The following is a 14,997-nucleotide window of genomic DNA, read 5'->3' on the forward strand; positions in this document are numbered from 1 at the left end:
CTAGACCGGTCTGTACCGGCAAAGAAGGTACAGTTTGGACAGACAGTACCTAAGCTGTACCCTCGGTGAATATTTATTCAGGACTGAACCATGGCGCGGTTGACGCTGGCCCAACAGTTGACGGCATCATTGGCGGAGCAGATCGCCAATGGCACCTATCGCGTCGGCGACCGTTTACCGTCGCTGCGCGAATGCATGCGGTTGCTGGGTCATTCGAAAAATACCGTGATCAACGCCTACGAATCCCTTGCTTCCCAAGGGCTGATCGAAGCGCGTCACGGGCAGGGGTTTTTCGTCAAACAAGGCGCCCCCAGCAGCACTGAGCCGGAAGAGCCGTTGCCATACGCACGGGCAATGGACACGATCTGGCTCATGCGCCAGCAGTTCGTTCGCGAGCCGGGCCATTCGCCGCTGGGCGAGGGGTTTCCGCCGGTTGAGTGGCTGATGGACCTGCGCCTGGACAAATTCACCCGACAGATCATGCGTACAGGCGTGACGACGCTGTTTCGCTATGGCAATCGCTTGGGCAATGCCGGGTTGCGGCAGCATCTGGTGCAGAAACTGGCGACCTATTCGATTTTGGCCAGCCCACGACAAATCGTCACCACCCACGGGGCCAATCATGCGCTGGACTTGATCATCCGCCGTTTCGTGATGGCCGGGGATTCGGTGCTTGTCGAAGATCCCGGCTACTACCCGCTGTTCGGCAAGCTGCAATTACAGGGCGCGCGGATGCTCGCGGTGCCGCGCCTGCCCGATGGGCCGGACATGGCTGTGCTGGAGCAGTATTTGCGCGTGTATAAGCCCAAGTTGTTCTTTATCCAGTCGGTAGGGCACAACCCGACGGGTTCCGACTTGTCACCGAGTAAAGCCCACCGACTGGTGCAGTTGGCTGAGGAGCATAATTTCATTCTGGTGGACGACGACGCGCTGGCAGATTTCAAGCCGGCTTCGGCGATCAAGGTCTCGGCGCTGGACCAGCTGAAACATTCGCTTTATGTCGGGAGTTTCTCGAAGTCGGTGTCGGCGGCGCTCAGGGTTGGCTTTATTGCAGGCAGCAAAGAAGTCATCGATGAATTGGGCGATCTGAAGATGTTGCTGCACACCAGCTCATCGGAGTTCTGCGAGCGTACCGTCGATGTGATTCTCACCGAGGGGCATTTCCTGCGGCATTTGATCCGCCTCCAGGAACGTCTGAAAACGGCAACCGCAGAGGGCTTGCAGGTGTTGGATGAGATCGGTGCCGAGGTGTTCTATCGCCCGGAACAGAGTCTGTATCTATGGGCCAGGTTTGCGCACATCGACGATGCCCGGGAGCTGACCCGAAAATTGCTGCCCAAGGGATTCATGATCGCGCCCGGTCATATATTTTCGCCGGAGCAGTCGCGGATCAATCCCTGGACGAGGCTCAACGTCGCGTACCTGAACGATCCGCTGCTTAAAGTGGTGTTGAAACCCTGAAAAAAAGGGCCGAAACGCTTGCGCGCACGGCCCGATACAGCTCAGGCGTTATCAGTCCAGACGGAACGCGATCACGCTGTCGCCCAAGGTGGTGCCCAGGGAACCATGACCGCCAGCGGCGATGACCACATATTGCTTGCCGTCACTGCCCATGTAGGTCGACGGGGTTGCCTGGCCGCCCGCTGGCAGTTCGGTTTGCCAGAGGATTTCGCCGGTGTTGATGTCGTAGGCGCGGATGAAGTTATCAGCCGTTGATCCGTGGAACACCACACCGCCCGCCGTGATCAGCGGACCGCCGTGAGCCACCATGCCCATCGGGAAGCCGATCGGGAAGCGGCCGGGCAAGAAACTGGTTTTCAGGTTCTTGGTGGTGCCGGTGCGGCGCATCCATTCAGTCTTGCCGGTATTCAAGTCCACCCCGACCATGCGGCCCCAAGGCGGCGCGATGCAGGGAATACCCAGCTCGGAAGCGAACTGCTGGATTTTGATTGCGTAATCGCCTTTGAAATTTTCATTCCAGTAAGGCGTACCCTCGGCCGTGAACAAACGTTTCTCTTCGGTTTCCGGAGTGCGCTTGATCAGCGTGTATTTGTAAGCCAGACGCACAGGTGCGCCGATCAGGATCTGCCGCTCAGGGTCCACAGCCACGGATCCCCAGTTGAACGCGCCGATATTGCCGGGGAAAACCAGCGTCCCGGACTCGGTGCTGGGCGTCCATGGGTTGCCGTCGTAACGCAGTTTCTTGAAGCTGGTACGGCAGGACATCTGATCGAACGGGGTCAGGCCCCACATGGATTTTTCAGAGAGCGGCTCGGGGATGAAATTCAGTTTCGAGACCGGCTGACTGGTTGCGAAATGCTCGCCGGCAACGCCGCCTTCAGCGGAAACCTTGACCTGATCCACAGGAATGATCGGCTCACCGGTCAAGCGGTTCAGGACGAAGATATTGCCGACTTTGGTCGGCAGCACCAGCGCAGGTTGCTTGTTGCCATCCTTGCCCAGATCGACCAACGACGGCTGCGAAGGATTATCACGGTCCCACAAATCGTTGTTCGAAGTCTGGAATTTCCACTTGAAAGCACCGGTCTTCAGGTCGAGGGCAACAATCGTATCGCGGAATTTTTCGGTGTTGCTGGCGGGGTCGCGACCAATGCCCAGTTCATCTGGTGACGCATTGCCGAACGGCACGAAGACCAGACCGTTCTGCATGTCGGCACTCAAGGTGCCCCATGCCACGGGGGTGTCCTGGGGATAATCCTGACCGGCAGCAATCGGCTGGGTATTTTCGGGGTTGGCCGGATCGAAGTTCCACACCAGCTTGCCGCTGATCACGTCGTAAGCCCTGATCACGCCGGACGGGTTGCCAGCGTTGTAGCCGTTGTCCATCACTGAACCGCCAACAATGATCAGATTGCCCGCAACCAGCGGCGCTGCGGTCTGCATCAGCGCGTGCGGGCGGATCTTGCTCATGTTGGCGCTCAGGTCGATAACGCCGTTATCACCGAAGTTGCTGCAGGCTTTGCCAGTGTCGGCGTCCAGCGCCACCAGCTTGGCGTCGGCGGTAGCGGTGATGATGCGTTTTGCGCACTGCGCCGGTTGAGTCGGCGAGGCACTATTGACCTGCGTATCAGCAGCAACGGAGTAATAACTCACGCCGCGACAGGTTTGATGTTGTTGCAGGTATGAACGGCTTTTTTCCGGCGTGTACTTCCAGTCCAGTTTCCCGGTCTCCGGATTCAACGCATGCACTTCATTGTGTGCGGTACACAGGTAAACCTTGTTGTTCACTTTCAGCGGAGTCGCTTCGAAGGTGTATTCGCTGGCGTCTTTCGCTGGATCGCGCAGATCACCGGTGTGATATTCCCAGGCGACCGTCAACTTTTTAACATTGCCCGCATCAATCTGATCAAGTTTCGAGAAACGCTGACCGTCGTTGGAACCGCCATACGCGACCCACTCGTCACCCGCGCCGCCCGCACCTTTGGCAGACACCGGATTGGTGATGTTGCCCTGAACAGGGTAGGGGTCATAAAACATGACGCCGACGACGATCACCATCATCACCGCCACGGTGCCGCCCAGGAACGGATGAAAGCTTCGCGACTCGGCTGGCGTCTGCGCGTGTGACAAGCGGCGCACCACCCAGGGCAATGCCAGCCAGAGCCCGAGCAGGGCGAACAGATCGCCGCGCGGAATCCACTGCCATTTGTCGAAGCCGACCTCGTAGATGATCCAGGCCAGAATCGCCCACATCAGCAGGGCATAAAACGTGAGTGCCGATTTTTTCTGCAGGAACAGCAACAGCGCCGTGACCAGCACCCCCAGACCGATGACGGCGTAAGCCGGAGTACCGCCCGCCGCCAGGAGAGTGCCGCCCATATATAAAACGGCAAACCCCAGTAAAGCCATGACGATACTTGTAATTCTTAACAGCATGATTATCCCACCACCTGTTGATGCTCTAATTTTTAGGAAGGCTTTTTATTTATTAAAAGTTGAGCCAAGGCGAAAGTATACGTCGATGATAGATAGCGGGCTATTAATTAGCTTGCTTCAAGTGGCGCCGAAATGCGATTCGTTGGAGCGAGGCTTGCCCGCGAAGAACGATAACGTGCTGGGTCTGGTTCAATGAGGCGCCTGATTCGCAGGCAAGCCTCGCTCCAAACGGTAATTTTGATTTCGCGGTTCTCTGCCGCGATCCGGAAGACACCGCAAACGCGCGTCGGGGGGACTGTTTATGTGAGACCGGATTCATCCGGGAAGGGGCCGGGACTCGTTGGTGCGGGGCTTGCTGTAGGACCGGCTTTAGCCGGGAGGGCAATTGAGGCCTTCGCGACTAAAGTCGCTCATACGGCCGATTCTCCAGCCCGAGCCCGGTCATGGGCAACGTTGGGCTCCTGCGCGGTTGGCGTCACTGACAATGATTGCCAGCTTGCGCAGATTGGCTTGTTGCGCCATGACCAGATCCTGGACTGCAGCGCCGGAAGGTTGCTGCAAAACGGTCTGGCAGATCAATTCGTTGCTGATCTGATCGCCGGATTGCCCTGCGCGCATCCGCCATCGGGCATCGATCAATGCGTATTGACCCGGGACCAGATCAAAGCGTTGCACTTCTACGCGCAAGGTCATTCTTTCCCTGCCTCCCGGTCGACTGTTCAGCTCATTGATCAGCGCGCTTTGCACTTCATCGGCGAGGCTCGCCCCCCACCATTCGGTTTCCAGCAGGACCAGTTCATTGCTGCCCTGGCGGATGACGATCTGCGAACGATCAACTTGTGGCGGCACCATGACGCGCTCGATTCGCAGGCTTTCGCCGACTTGCGCTGAACGCGGGGCGCCGGAGTGCAACGGCGTTAGCGTGTGGTAATGCACCGGGTCGCTGCGGCAGGCGGCCAGCAACAAAACAATCATGAGCAAAGGTGCGTTGAAAGTCGCCCGCATGGGGGATTCACTCCTTTGGGTGGTCGGTTCATGGACTCCGCTTCTCAGACTGGGAGTCGAATTGGGAGTCTTTGGGGCGGCCACGAATCAGCGACTCGGGATGGCGACCCAGATAGTCGGAAAGATCGCGCAACGAGCGCGACATCCGCCCCAGCTCGTCTATCGCATCACTGAGCTGTTCACGTTGTGGCGAGTCGTCGGCCAGGGTAGCGCTGGCCGATTTCAAGGTTTTTCGCACGTCATCCAAGGTGGTGCGAACGCCCGGCAGAGTCTGGCTGTTGAATTGTTTGAGGCCGTTACGCAGCTCGTTCAGGCTGCCATCCAGATTGGTGGCGATACGATCAAGCGGCAGATTGGCGATTTTTTCGATGACTGCCTGCAGTTGCTCCTGCAAGAGTTCGAGGCTGCTGGGCAAGGTAGGCAGCATGATCGGACGGGCATTGGGGTCGAACGTGACTTTTTCCGCTTTCGGATAAAAATCCAGGGATATGTACAGTTGCCCGGTCAACAGGTTTCCCGAGCGGGCCTGAGCGCGCAGCCCGTGTTCAACGAAACTGCCGATGATGCGAATACCGCCTTCCAGGTCGCTGGGGTCATGCTTGAGCAAGGCCAGCATCTTGACGTGTGCCTGCCCCATGCTTTCCGGATAAATCACGATGCCTACAATGATCGGGAAGTTGCGGGTCTTGAGGTCGAAATCCAGATTGATCGACACCACCTTGCCGATCTCCAGTCCCTGAAATTCAACCGGAGCACCGACTTTCAGGCCTCTGAGCGCCTGGTCGAAGCGCAGCGCCATGTATTGCGCTCTGCCGGGCGGCGGAGCGAGGGCGGACGGTGCATCGGTAAACAGATCAAATCGGCTACCTTCGGACGCGACGGTACTGGCAAGGCCATATTCGGGAGCGCCGAACGCGATGCCACCGATGAGTACCGCTGACAGCGATTCGGTTTTCACTGAAAACCCGTTGGCACCCACGCCGATATCGATGCCGCTGGCGTTCCAGAAGCGGGTATTGGTAGTGACGTAGGCATCGTTCGGTGCATTGATGAACACCTCAACTTCGACGCCCTTGCCGTCTTTATCCAGCGCATAGCCGACGACCTGACCCACCGGGATTTTGCGGTAGTAAATGGGTGAGCCAATATCCAGGGAAGACAGATCCTTGGTCACCAGAGTGAAGCGTTTTCCCGGTTCGCCGTAGGTAATCGGCGGCGGTGCTTCGAGCCCGATGAAGGTCTTGACGGTGCGTTGCGATGCGCCGGAATCAGCGCCGATGAAGGCGCCTGACAGCAGCGTGTCGATCCCCGACACACCACCGGCACCGATGCGCGGGCGCACCACCCAGTATTTCGCATCTTCCCGGGTGAATGACGCAGCTTGTTTGGCGAGTTTGACGGTCGCTGTGACGCTTTTCTGGTCTTCGCTCAGCTCGACTTCCGACACATGGCCGATCACCACATTGCGGTATTTGACCTGGGTTTTTTCAGCGGTCAGGCCTTCGCCGGTCTTGAATGTGATGGTGATTTCGGGACCGGCCTGCATGCGGTTATGGACCACCAGCGAAATACCGACCAGCAAGGCAATGATCGGCACGATCCACACCAGCGAAACACTCCAGCGGCTGGAGGTCTTGATCGCGCCGGGTGCGGGCGGGCCCTGCGAGGTTTCAAGGGCCATGGTGGGCGTCCCTGTTTGGTGCAGCGGCTGGTGCGGTCTGCCAGATCAGGCGTGGGTCGAAGCTCATGGCCGAAAGCATGGTGAACACCACGACCATGCCAAAAAACAGAATCCCGACACGGGGTTCGATAGTGCCCAGCGCCTCGAACCTGACCAACGCTGCCACGAGTGCGACCACCAGCACATCCAGCATTGACCAGTAGCCCACCAGTTCGACAAAGCGAAATAACTTCGAACGTTGCCGGCAAGCCCAGTTGCTGCCCCGTTGCGAGGTGACCAGCAGCAACGTCAATGCGCCAAACTTGATCGCGGGCACGCCAATGCTGGCAATAAAGATAATCGCGGCAATGTCCCAGGCACCGGCTTCCCAGAATTCCAGTACGCCAGTGATGATCGTGCTGTCTGCGCCGCTGCCGAGCATGCTGGTGTTCATCACCGGCAGCAGATTGGCCGGTACATAGAGAATCAATGCGGCCAGCAAATAGGCCCAGGTGCGCGTCAATGAATCGGGTTTGATCGCATGCAAGGGCGCCCCGCAGCGGTCGCACTGCTGCGGATGGTCGGTGGCGTCGCAAGCCCGGCCGCAGCTGTGGCAAAGACACAGGTTCAGATCCGCTGCCCGCGGCGGCGTGTTCACGGTTGATTCCATAAAACCCGGACATCACGTCCGGCGATCTTGATCATCAGAATGCTCAGTGCGGCGAGGGCGGCCAGCCCGATACCGGGCACGACGTCCAGCAATCCGGCCAGTTTGAACACCGCGACCATGGCGCCCAGCAGGCAGACTTCAAGCATGCTCCAGGGGCGCAAAGATTCCAGCCAGCGCATGCAAAAGCTGAAGGCAGGCGAGCGCCGCCTGGCCATGGCAAACGCCAGCACCCAGATCAGTAGAATGACCTGCAAAACAGGCGCGACAATAATGGAAATACCAGCCACCAGAGCAATGAATAGAATGGGGCCGTTACTCAGGGCAGCGACGGAATCCCATAACGTCGCCGAGTTTTTCAACCCTTGCAAACTGATACTCATCACGGGATAGAAGTTGGCGAATACCAGCAAGACGGCGGCAGTGACACATAACGCCATTCGCTGTTGCAGCGTAACGGCGGAGTAACGCTGAATGACGGCGCCACAGCAAACGCAATAGGCTTTCTGCTGTTTGAGCAGCGGGGCGGTGTCGTAGACAGCGTCGCAATATTCGCAAATGATGAGTGAGTCAAGTCGGGTCATGAACGCTTCTTCAATGAGTGAGAAGTATCAAAACTCAGTTGAATATAGAAGCGCCGCAGTAATAGGCAAGGACCAATTCTTGAATGATCTAATGCCAAACAAAGTAAGTGACCAGGTTTTTATTTCGAAAAACTATATGCGCACGTTACGCAGGCTCAATCTCTACCCTGTTTGAGCCAAGGTAGAGATCGATGACAACTGCCGAACTTAAAGTGCAGCCTCCAACTTTCTACCCAACACTCGATGGTATTCGGCTTTGGCGGTGTGCTCGGTAAATTCCTCCGACCATTTGGAAACCACCACCGTCGCCACGCTGTTGCCGATGGTGTTGCAGGTGGCGATGGCCATCGACATGAAACGGTAGACCCCGAACAATAACGCCAGGCCTTCCACGGGAAGTATGCCGATAGCGGTCACCGTCGCCGCAAACACTACGAAGCTGCCGCCCGACACTGCCGCCGCGCCTTTGGACGTCACCAGCATGATGGCGACCGTGCCCAATTGTTGCTCCCAGGTCATCGGCACGCCGTAGGCATTGGCAATGAACAGCACGCCCAACGACATATAGATCGAGGTGCCGTCAAGGTTGAACGCATAGCCAGTGGGCAGTACCAGACCAACGCTCTGCTTGGAGCAACCAAACTTTTCGAGCTTCTGGAGCAGTCTTGGCAGAGCGCTTTCTGACGAGGCAGTGCCCAGCACAATGAAAATTTCATCCTTGATGTACTTGAGGAAGCGCCACAGGCTGAACCCGGACAATCGGCAGACAACGCCGAGTACCACGAAAATGAAGAAGGCAATCGCCACGTAGAACATCAGCACCAGATTAGCCAGTGAGATCAGTACCGCCGTGCCGTTGCTACCGACGGCGTAGGCCACCGAACCGAACGCGCCAAGCGGGGCGAACTTCATGATTAGGTTGATGAACTCGAAGAAGCACTCCGAGATACGACTCAGCCCCTCTTCAATGACAGCGCGACGCTCAGGCTTGAGGGCCAGCAGGGCAAAGCCGAACAGTACGGAAATCACCAACACTTGCAGGAGTTGGCCGCCGGAAAAAGCGCCGACAAAGTTGTCCGGAAAGATGCCGTAGATGAAATCCATGGTCGACGTCGGACCGTGTCCTTTGGCGACCGCCGCACTGGCTGCCGCCGCTGTGGCGCTGCTCGGATGGGTGTCATGCATGCCCGAACCGATGCTCAACAAGTTGCCCCACAGCAAGCCAAGGGCCAGCGCGATGGTCGACACCACTTCGAAGTAAATCAGTGCACGCAAGCCGACTTTGCCGACGCGCTTGATATCGCCTGCCGAGGCAATGCCGTGCACGACGGTAAAAAACACCAGCGGTGCGACCGCAGTCTTGATCAGCTTGAGAAAGATATCGCCAAGGATTTTGAACTTGGCAGCCAGCTCCGGAGCCAGGAAGCCGAAGGCGATACCCAGCAGCATGGCGGCGATGACCTGAAAGGTCAGGTCCCGGTAAAACGGTTTTTTTGCAGTCGTGGACATGTCTTCGATCTCGTTGTTTTTATTGGCAGAGAAAGGCGGGCCCGGTCATGCCGAGCCCGGTGAAGATCAGCGTTTGACGGAGCCTTCTCGCGCCAGGGCGATATCCACCATCTGCGGCGCGAGGCCCAGATAATTGGCGGGATCGGTGAGGCGCTTGAGTTCCTCGATATCCAGTTGCGCGGTGGCTTCACCTTGAGCCAGTAACGCATCGAGCAGGCTGGTGCCCTGATCGTTGGCCATGCGGCACGCGGCATACACCACGTCATGCGCCACTTGACGGCCGAGCGCCGGGGCGAGGCCCATCATTACGGCTTCGGCGACGATCAGGCCTTGGGTCATGTCCAGGTTCTGGCGCATACGTTCCGTGCGTACTTCCAGCCCCGCGAGCATGAATTTGGCCTGGCCCAGCGATGCCGCGCTCAAGGCGAAGGCTTCGGGAATGGCGATCCACTCGGCCTGCCACGGGCCGGTCGAACGCTCAAAGTCCTGGATCATGGCGTCGAGCATCAGTCCGGCGTGTTGACGCACTCCCTTGGCGGCGGCGTACATCAATTCGCAGGAAATCGGATTGCGCTTCTGCGGCATGGTGCTGCTGGCGCCACGACCTTTGACGAACGGTTCGTACACCTCACCCAGCTCGCTGGTCATCATCATCATTACGTCCAGCGCGACCTTGCCCAGCGACCCGGTGACCAGACCGAGGAAGTTCAGGGTTTCAGCGAGGCCGTCACGGGCAACGTGCCAGGTGGCTTGCGGCACGCCCAGGCCCAGCTCGTCCATCAAGGCTTCCTGGACTTCCAGACCTTTGTCGCCCAGCGACGCCAGCGTGCCGGCAGCTCCGGCGAACTGACCGATCTCCACCCGAGGACGCAGCTCGACCAGGCGTTCGGCGTGGCGGTCGAACATGCTCAGCCAGACCGCACACTTGTAGCCAAAGGTGATTGGCAACGCGTGTTGCAGATGGGTGCGGCCGGCCATTGGCGTGTCGCGATAGCGTTTGGCAAGGTCAGCCAGCAAGCCGCGTACGGCCTGGATATCCCGCTCGACAATGGCCAGCGCGGCACGCACCTGCAGCACGACGGCGGTGTCCATGATGTCCTGAGTCGTTGCGCCCCAGTGCACATAGCGCCCGGCTTCACCGCAGGTTTTCGACAGCTGTTCCACCAGTGGCAGAATCGGGTAGCCGACAATTTCGGTCTCGTGTTGCATCAGGGCCATGTCGAGGGAAGCGTAGGTCGCCAGTTCCGCGATCTGCTCGGCGGCTTCGGCAGGGATCACGCCGCAGCGCGCTTCGGCGCGGGCCAGCGCCACTTCCACCTCGATGTAGCGTTCGATCAAGGCTTGGTCGGAAAACACGCCGCGCATTTCGGCGGTACCGAACATGTCGCGGAAGAGGGCGGAGTCAAAGACGGTGCTGGACATGAGGACATCCTGAATATGTTGTTATTGATCGGACATATTAAATATGTCCGTACATAATTCTTACGTGCTCGCTGATACACTGTCAACTCGGTGATCGCTCGGGACTGATGAAAGGTATGAACCAGACGCGCTATGCAGTCGTTGCAAAGGACTTGATGGAGGGGATCGCCAGCGGTCGTTACCCGGTCGGTACGCTGTTGCCCACCGAGTTCGAGCTGTGCGAACTCTACGAAGTGAGCCGACACACGGTGCGCGCAGCCATCACCCAGTTACAGAACCAAGGGCTGGTTTCCCGACGCAAACGGGTGGGCACGCGCGTCGAAGCCGCGTCGCCCAAGGGCGGTTATTCGCAGTCGCTGGCGTCGGTGTCTGACCTTGTGCATTTGGCGGAAACTCAGGTTCGCAGCATTCAGAAGGTCCATCACTTTGTCGCGGACATTGCGTTGGCCCGTCGGCTGGGATTGATTCCCGGCGAGCACTATTTTTGCGTATCGAGTATCCGGGTCGACGAAGAAAACTTGCGGGCGCCGCTGTGCTGGACCGATGTCTACGCCCAGGACACCTATGCGGCGGTCATCGAATTGGCTGAGCAGCATCCGGATGAGTTGATTGCTGCGTTGATTGAGCAACACTTTGGCCGGCATATCGATGTGGTGGACCAACAAGTGCGTGCCGTGCTGCTGACGGCCGATATTGCCAAGAGCCTCAATGCCGAGGCGGGCTCGCCAGGTTTGAACATCATTCGTCAATACAGGGACGAGGAGGGCGCAGTGATGGTGGTGTCCGAAACCACTCACCCTGAAGATCGTTTTACCTTGATCACGCAAATGAGAAGGGAGCGAAGTTCTGCGGTTTGACGGCAGACTTCGACCCTTCCCGGGTGTTTTGTCTGCCCGCCTCACATAGACCGTTGCTCGGTATTCGTCGTCTCACCGTGTTACCGGGCGGGTTCACTGGATAGTGCGCGTGACGTGATGTTTCAGTTCAACGATAGCGGCGGCCAGCTGGACGGGTTTTTCCTGAGGAACGTTGTGCCCCGCACCTTTGATCATGCGGTGCTGATAGTGCCCGCTGAAACGCTCGGCGTGGGCTTCGATACCGTCTTGTGAGAAGCCGCTGTCCGCGCCATCAAGGGCAAAGGTCGGTGTCTGGATGGAGGGCAGCCTGGCCAGTTTGGCTTCGGTGTGTGCGTAGGCCGGATCACCCTGCACAAGCCCGAATCGATGCCGGTAGGAGTGAATGACGACATCAACGAAATCCGGATTATCGAACGACTGCGCCGATTGCTCGAAGCTGCGCTCGGAGAACTTCCAGGTGGGTGACCATTGCTGCCAGAGCAGATGACACAATGCCCGGCGATTCTCAGTCAGCGCATTGCGGCCTCTTTCACTGTGGAAATAGTACTGATACCAGTACGGAAACTCGGCCTCGGGCTTCTTGGGTTTCATCGCCGATGCAATGTCCTGAATGGCATAGGCGCCAATGCTGACAAGGCCAAGCACCCGCTCCGGCCACAACGCGGCGACGATACACGCAGCTCTACCGCCCCAGTCGTATCCGACCAGATAGGCCGAGTCCAGCTGGAGCGCATTGATCAATTCGAGAAGGTCGTGACCGATGGCCGCTTGTTGGCCTGAACGTGGTGTGACTTCGTCCAGAAAGCGAGTTGGGCCGAAGCCTCTGAGGTACGGAGTAATGACTCGCGCACCCTGTGCCACGAGGATCGGGATGACCTGGTCATAAGTGTGGATGTCGTAGGGGAAGCCGTGGAGCAATATCACCGGCCAGCCATCGCTTGGCCCTGTTTCATCAAAAGTGATGTTAAGCACACCTGCATCGACATTCTTGAGCATTGCGACCCCCAGGGCTAGGCGTTGAGCCAACTAGAATGCAGAGCGCAACGCGGGACAATCGGTTCCGTGGATTGCCATGGCCTCCGACCAAATGGTGCGATTGTGCCGCGAAGGCTAAAGGTTTCCAGCCTCGCTGAAACCATAAAACGCGCATGGATTGTCGACCAGAATCCGCTGCCAGTGCTCACCCGCCCATTGCTGGAGCAGGTCCACTAGAAGAGTGTCGTCAGGTTTGTGATCTTCCGTCACGTGGGGCCAGTCGCTGCCCCAGAACATTCGCGTCGGCGCCCATTCCACCAGCTGCCGTGCAGTGGCCAGCGTCGGCGGATAGTCCGGCGCGCCGCTGTCACTGTTCAGGTACGCGCCTGAAAGCTTGATCCAGGTTTGCCCCTCGTCCAGCCAACGGCGTAACAGCTGCGCTGCCGGGTGCTGCAACCCCTCGCGCGGTGGCAAGCGGCCCATGTGATCAATCACCAACGGCGTGGGCAGGCTGGCGATCAGTTGCTGGTGCGCGACCAACTGATCAGCCGCAGCGTGCAACTGAATGTGCCAGCCCAGTTCGGCGATGCGCGCCGCCAGCGGCGCGAGGGTTTCCCAACTGGCGACGGCATTGCGGCTGTTCCACACACTGAAACGCAGCCCGCGAACGCCGCCACGGTCAAGACGTTCCAGTTCGGCGTCACTGATGTCGGTCGAGACCACGGCAATGCCGCGCGCCTGGCCGTTGCTGCGTGCAATCGCGTCCAGCAGGCAGGCATTGTCGAAGCCGTAATGTTTGGCCTGGACAATCACCGCGCGGCTGCACCCCAGATGCCGCTGCAAAACGCCGTAATCCTCCCAGCGCATATTCGCCGGAGTCCGCGTGCCGGCAATGGCGGGCGAAAAGCGCGCATCGAGGATGTGCAGATGGGCATCGCACGCATTCGTCGGCAGCACGGGCTTTGGGCGCTCGATGCACGACGAGTGAGGCACTGCGGATACGCTCATCAGGCTCGCTCCAGGGTCAGGCGACAGGCAGCTGCGAGAACAGCAGCAATGCCAGCATGACAGTAATGGCGCCACCGATGCGCGTGGATATCTGCGCGAAGGGCAACAGTTGCATGCGGTTGGCTGCGGTCAGGATCGCGATATCGCCGGTTCCGCCAAGCCCGCTGTGGCAGCCGTTGACGATGCCGACCTCGATTGGATACATGCCCAATTTCCGCGCCATCACGCAACCGGTCAACACCAGTACGCCGATTGTGGTGACGATGGTCAGCAAATTGCCGACGTGGAACGCCGAGCTCAACTCGCTCCAATGCGTCACGGCAATGGAATTGGCGAACAGCAGCGGGTAGGTCACGCAGGTGGTGAAGAATTTGAACAGGGTGCGCGCGCCGCTTTCCAGGCGTGCCGGAATGGCTTTGAGCAGTTTCAGTAATACCGCCAGAAACAGCATGCACACCGGTCCGGGAAGGCCGAACAAGGCGTGCATCATCACCCCCGCCAGATACAGCCCGATAGCGCACATGCCGGCGGCAATCACGTCATTGACCAGCTCACCGCTGTCCGGCGTCGATTTCTCCGTAGCTGTGGGTTGATCGTCAGCAGGCTTTTCGCCCAGTTGCAGGCGGCCGTTGCCGGTCAGTTGCGGGTAGCGCTTGCCGATCATGTCGAGCAAGCCGCAAATCATGATTGCCGTAAGGTTGCCGAGCAGAATCACCGGCAGCAGTTGCGCCAGAATGCGCCCCGAGTCGACGCCCATGACCTCGCCATAACCGACTGATAACGGAATGGCACCTTCGCCCAGCCCGCCACCCATCACCGGGATGATCACGAAAAACAACACCTGGCGCAGCGGCATGCCACACGCGACACCCACCGCTGCGCCCGCCGCCAGCGCCAATACCGAACCCACCACCAGCGGCAGGAAGATTTTCGCGAAGCCCTTGATGATCAGCTCGCGGTCCATGGTGAAAATGCTGCCGACCACCACGGCCGAAACGAACAAGTAAATGAAATTGCTGGCTTTGGTGAAATCCGTCACCGGCTTGATCAGGTCAGCGGGAACCCAGCCGAGGCTGACCAGGTAGGAGGGCAGAAACGCGGAGACGATGGCCGCGCCGCCCATTTTACCGAGCAGCGGAATGCGCTTGCCGATCTCCGCGCAGGTTGCGCCGCCCATGCCGATCACGGCGATCATCATGGGCAGATCGGCTTTCAACTCGTGGGTGAGAATCAGACCCGCGATCAACAAGGCCAACGGAATGTAAATAATCAAGGGAATAAACCCGATACGCGTTTCCAGCCAGAACGCGGCGGTGTTGGCCGGCGAACGTGCGATTGGCGTAGCGAGTGGTTCGGCGTTGTGCATAGCCACCTCTTTATTGTTGTTTTCGACGCAGCATCGAAACGGCTGCG

Annotated in this window: 12 protein-coding genes; 2 read left to right on the forward strand and 10 right to left on the reverse strand. The window is 58.7% G+C overall.

All coding sequences use genetic code 11. The features are described from left to right. Positions 1–90 precede the first annotated feature (90 nt). Positions 91–1,461 carry a PLP-dependent aminotransferase family protein gene (locus AFK24_RS04955; protein ID WP_065832183.1) on the forward strand — a complete coding sequence of 457 codons (1,371 nt, stop codon included), beginning with the start codon at positions 91–93 and terminating at the stop codon, positions 1,459–1,461. Between the two features lie 51 nt (positions 1,462–1,512). Here AFK24_RS04955 and AFK24_RS04960 read toward each other — a convergent pair whose 3' ends face one another. The 7 genes from AFK24_RS04960 to AFK24_RS04990 all read right to left on the reverse strand — a co-directional run bounded on the left by AFK24_RS04960 (position 1,513) and on the right by AFK24_RS04990 (position 10,744). Then, positions 1,513–3,897, reverse strand: coding sequence for a membrane-bound PQQ-dependent dehydrogenase, glucose/quinate/shikimate family (locus AFK24_RS04960; protein ID WP_065832184.1), 2,385 nt, complete (start codon positions 3,895–3,897; stop codon positions 1,513–1,515). A 441-nt stretch (positions 3,898–4,338) separates the two neighbouring features. Continuing rightward, entirely contained in the window at positions 4,339–4,902 is a 564-nt protein-coding gene (locus tag AFK24_RS04965) for a PqiC family protein (protein ID WP_065832185.1), read from the reverse strand. A 28-nt stretch (positions 4,903–4,930) separates the two neighbouring features. After that, a complete protein-coding gene (locus AFK24_RS04970; RefSeq protein WP_065832186.1) occupies positions 4,931–6,583 on the reverse strand; it encodes an intermembrane transport protein PqiB in 1,653 nt (550 codons plus the stop codon). Then, positions 6,573–7,220 carry a paraquat-inducible protein A gene (locus AFK24_RS04975; protein ID WP_065832187.1) on the reverse strand — a complete coding sequence of 216 codons (648 nt, stop codon included), beginning with the start codon at positions 7,218–7,220 and terminating at the stop codon, positions 6,573–6,575. The genes AFK24_RS04970 and AFK24_RS04975 overlap by 11 nt, the downstream gene beginning before the upstream one ends. After that, the gene (locus AFK24_RS04980) at positions 7,217–7,813 is read right to left on the reverse strand and encodes a paraquat-inducible protein A (protein WP_065832188.1); all 597 of its coding nucleotides are present in this window, start codon (positions 7,811–7,813) and stop codon (positions 7,217–7,219) included. The genes AFK24_RS04975 and AFK24_RS04980 overlap by 4 nt, the downstream gene beginning before the upstream one ends. A gap of 207 nt (positions 7,814–8,020) precedes the next feature. Continuing rightward, on the reverse strand, positions 8,021–9,322 hold the full coding sequence (locus tag AFK24_RS04985) for a cation:dicarboxylate symporter family transporter (RefSeq protein WP_065832189.1): 1,302 nt from the start codon (positions 9,320–9,322) through the stop codon (positions 8,021–8,023). Positions 9,323–9,388: 66 nt separating this feature from the next. Further along, a complete protein-coding gene (locus tag AFK24_RS04990; protein ID WP_065832190.1) occupies positions 9,389–10,744 on the reverse strand; it encodes a class-II fumarase/aspartase family protein in 1,356 nt (451 codons plus the stop codon). A gap of 116 nt (positions 10,745–10,860) precedes the next feature. On the opposite strand from AFK24_RS04990, the gene AFK24_RS04995 reads away from it, so the two are divergent. After that, entirely contained in the window at positions 10,861–11,601 is a 741-nt protein-coding gene (locus AFK24_RS04995) for a GntR family transcriptional regulator (protein WP_065832191.1), read from the forward strand. Positions 11,602–11,694: 93 nt separating this feature from the next. On the opposite strand, the gene AFK24_RS05000 is transcribed toward AFK24_RS04995, so the two are convergent. From AFK24_RS05000 to AFK24_RS05010, 3 genes are all read right to left on the reverse strand, one after another. Further along, positions 11,695–12,597 carry an alpha/beta fold hydrolase gene (locus AFK24_RS05000; RefSeq protein ID WP_065832192.1) on the reverse strand — a complete coding sequence of 301 codons (903 nt, stop codon included), beginning with the start codon at positions 12,595–12,597 and terminating at the stop codon, positions 11,695–11,697. Between the two features lie 114 nt (positions 12,598–12,711). Next, on the reverse strand, positions 12,712–13,584 hold the full coding sequence (locus AFK24_RS05005; RefSeq protein ID WP_065832193.1) for an amidohydrolase family protein: 873 nt from the start codon (positions 13,582–13,584) through the stop codon (positions 12,712–12,714). A 16-nt stretch (positions 13,585–13,600) separates the two neighbouring features. Further along, positions 13,601–14,950, reverse strand: coding sequence for a 2-hydroxycarboxylate transporter family protein (locus AFK24_RS05010; protein WP_065832194.1), 1,350 nt, complete (start codon positions 14,948–14,950; stop codon positions 13,601–13,603). Positions 14,951–14,997: the final 47 nt, after the last annotated feature.

The sequence above is a fragment of the Pseudomonas syringae genome, assembly GCF_001698815.1.
GTDB lineage: Bacteria > Pseudomonadota > Gammaproteobacteria > Pseudomonadales > Pseudomonadaceae > Aquipseudomonas > Aquipseudomonas syringae_A.

What these genes read in the sequence shown, in the direction of transcription:
- AFK24_RS05005 (WP_065832193.1), bottom strand. Translation starts at nt 13,584, where the DNA reads ATGAGCGTATCCGCAGTGCCTCACTCGTCGTGCATCGAGCGCCCAAAG.
- AFK24_RS04985 (WP_065832189.1), bottom strand. Translation starts at nt 9,322, where the DNA reads ATGTCCACGACTGCAAAAAAACCGTTTTACCGGGACCTGACCTTTCAG.
- AFK24_RS05000 (WP_065832192.1), bottom strand. Translation starts at nt 12,597, where the DNA reads ATGCTCAAGAATGTCGATGCAGGTGTGCTTAACATCACTTTTGATGAA.
- AFK24_RS04965 (WP_065832185.1), bottom strand. Translation starts at nt 4,902, where the DNA reads ATGCGGGCGACTTTCAACGCACCTTTGCTCATGATTGTTTTGTTGCTG.
- AFK24_RS04980 (WP_065832188.1), bottom strand. Translation starts at nt 7,813, where the DNA reads ATGACCCGACTTGACTCACTCATCATTTGCGAATATTGCGACGCTGTC.
- AFK24_RS04990 (WP_065832190.1), bottom strand. Translation starts at nt 10,744, where the DNA reads ATGTCCAGCACCGTCTTTGACTCCGCCCTCTTCCGCGACATGTTCGGT.
- AFK24_RS04960 (WP_065832184.1), bottom strand. Translation starts at nt 3,897, where the DNA reads ATGCTGTTAAGAATTACAAGTATCGTCATGGCTTTACTGGGGTTTGCC.
- AFK24_RS04970 (WP_065832186.1), bottom strand. Translation starts at nt 6,583, where the DNA reads ATGGCCCTTGAAACCTCGCAGGGCCCGCCCGCACCCGGCGCGATCAAG.
- AFK24_RS05010 (WP_065832194.1), bottom strand. Translation starts at nt 14,950, where the DNA reads ATGCACAACGCCGAACCACTCGCTACGCCAATCGCACGTTCGCCGGCC.
- AFK24_RS04995 (WP_065832191.1), top strand. Translation starts at nt 10,861, where the DNA reads ATGAACCAGACGCGCTATGCAGTCGTTGCAAAGGACTTGATGGAGGGG.
- AFK24_RS04955 (WP_065832183.1), top strand. Translation starts at nt 91, where the DNA reads ATGGCGCGGTTGACGCTGGCCCAACAGTTGACGGCATCATTGGCGGAG.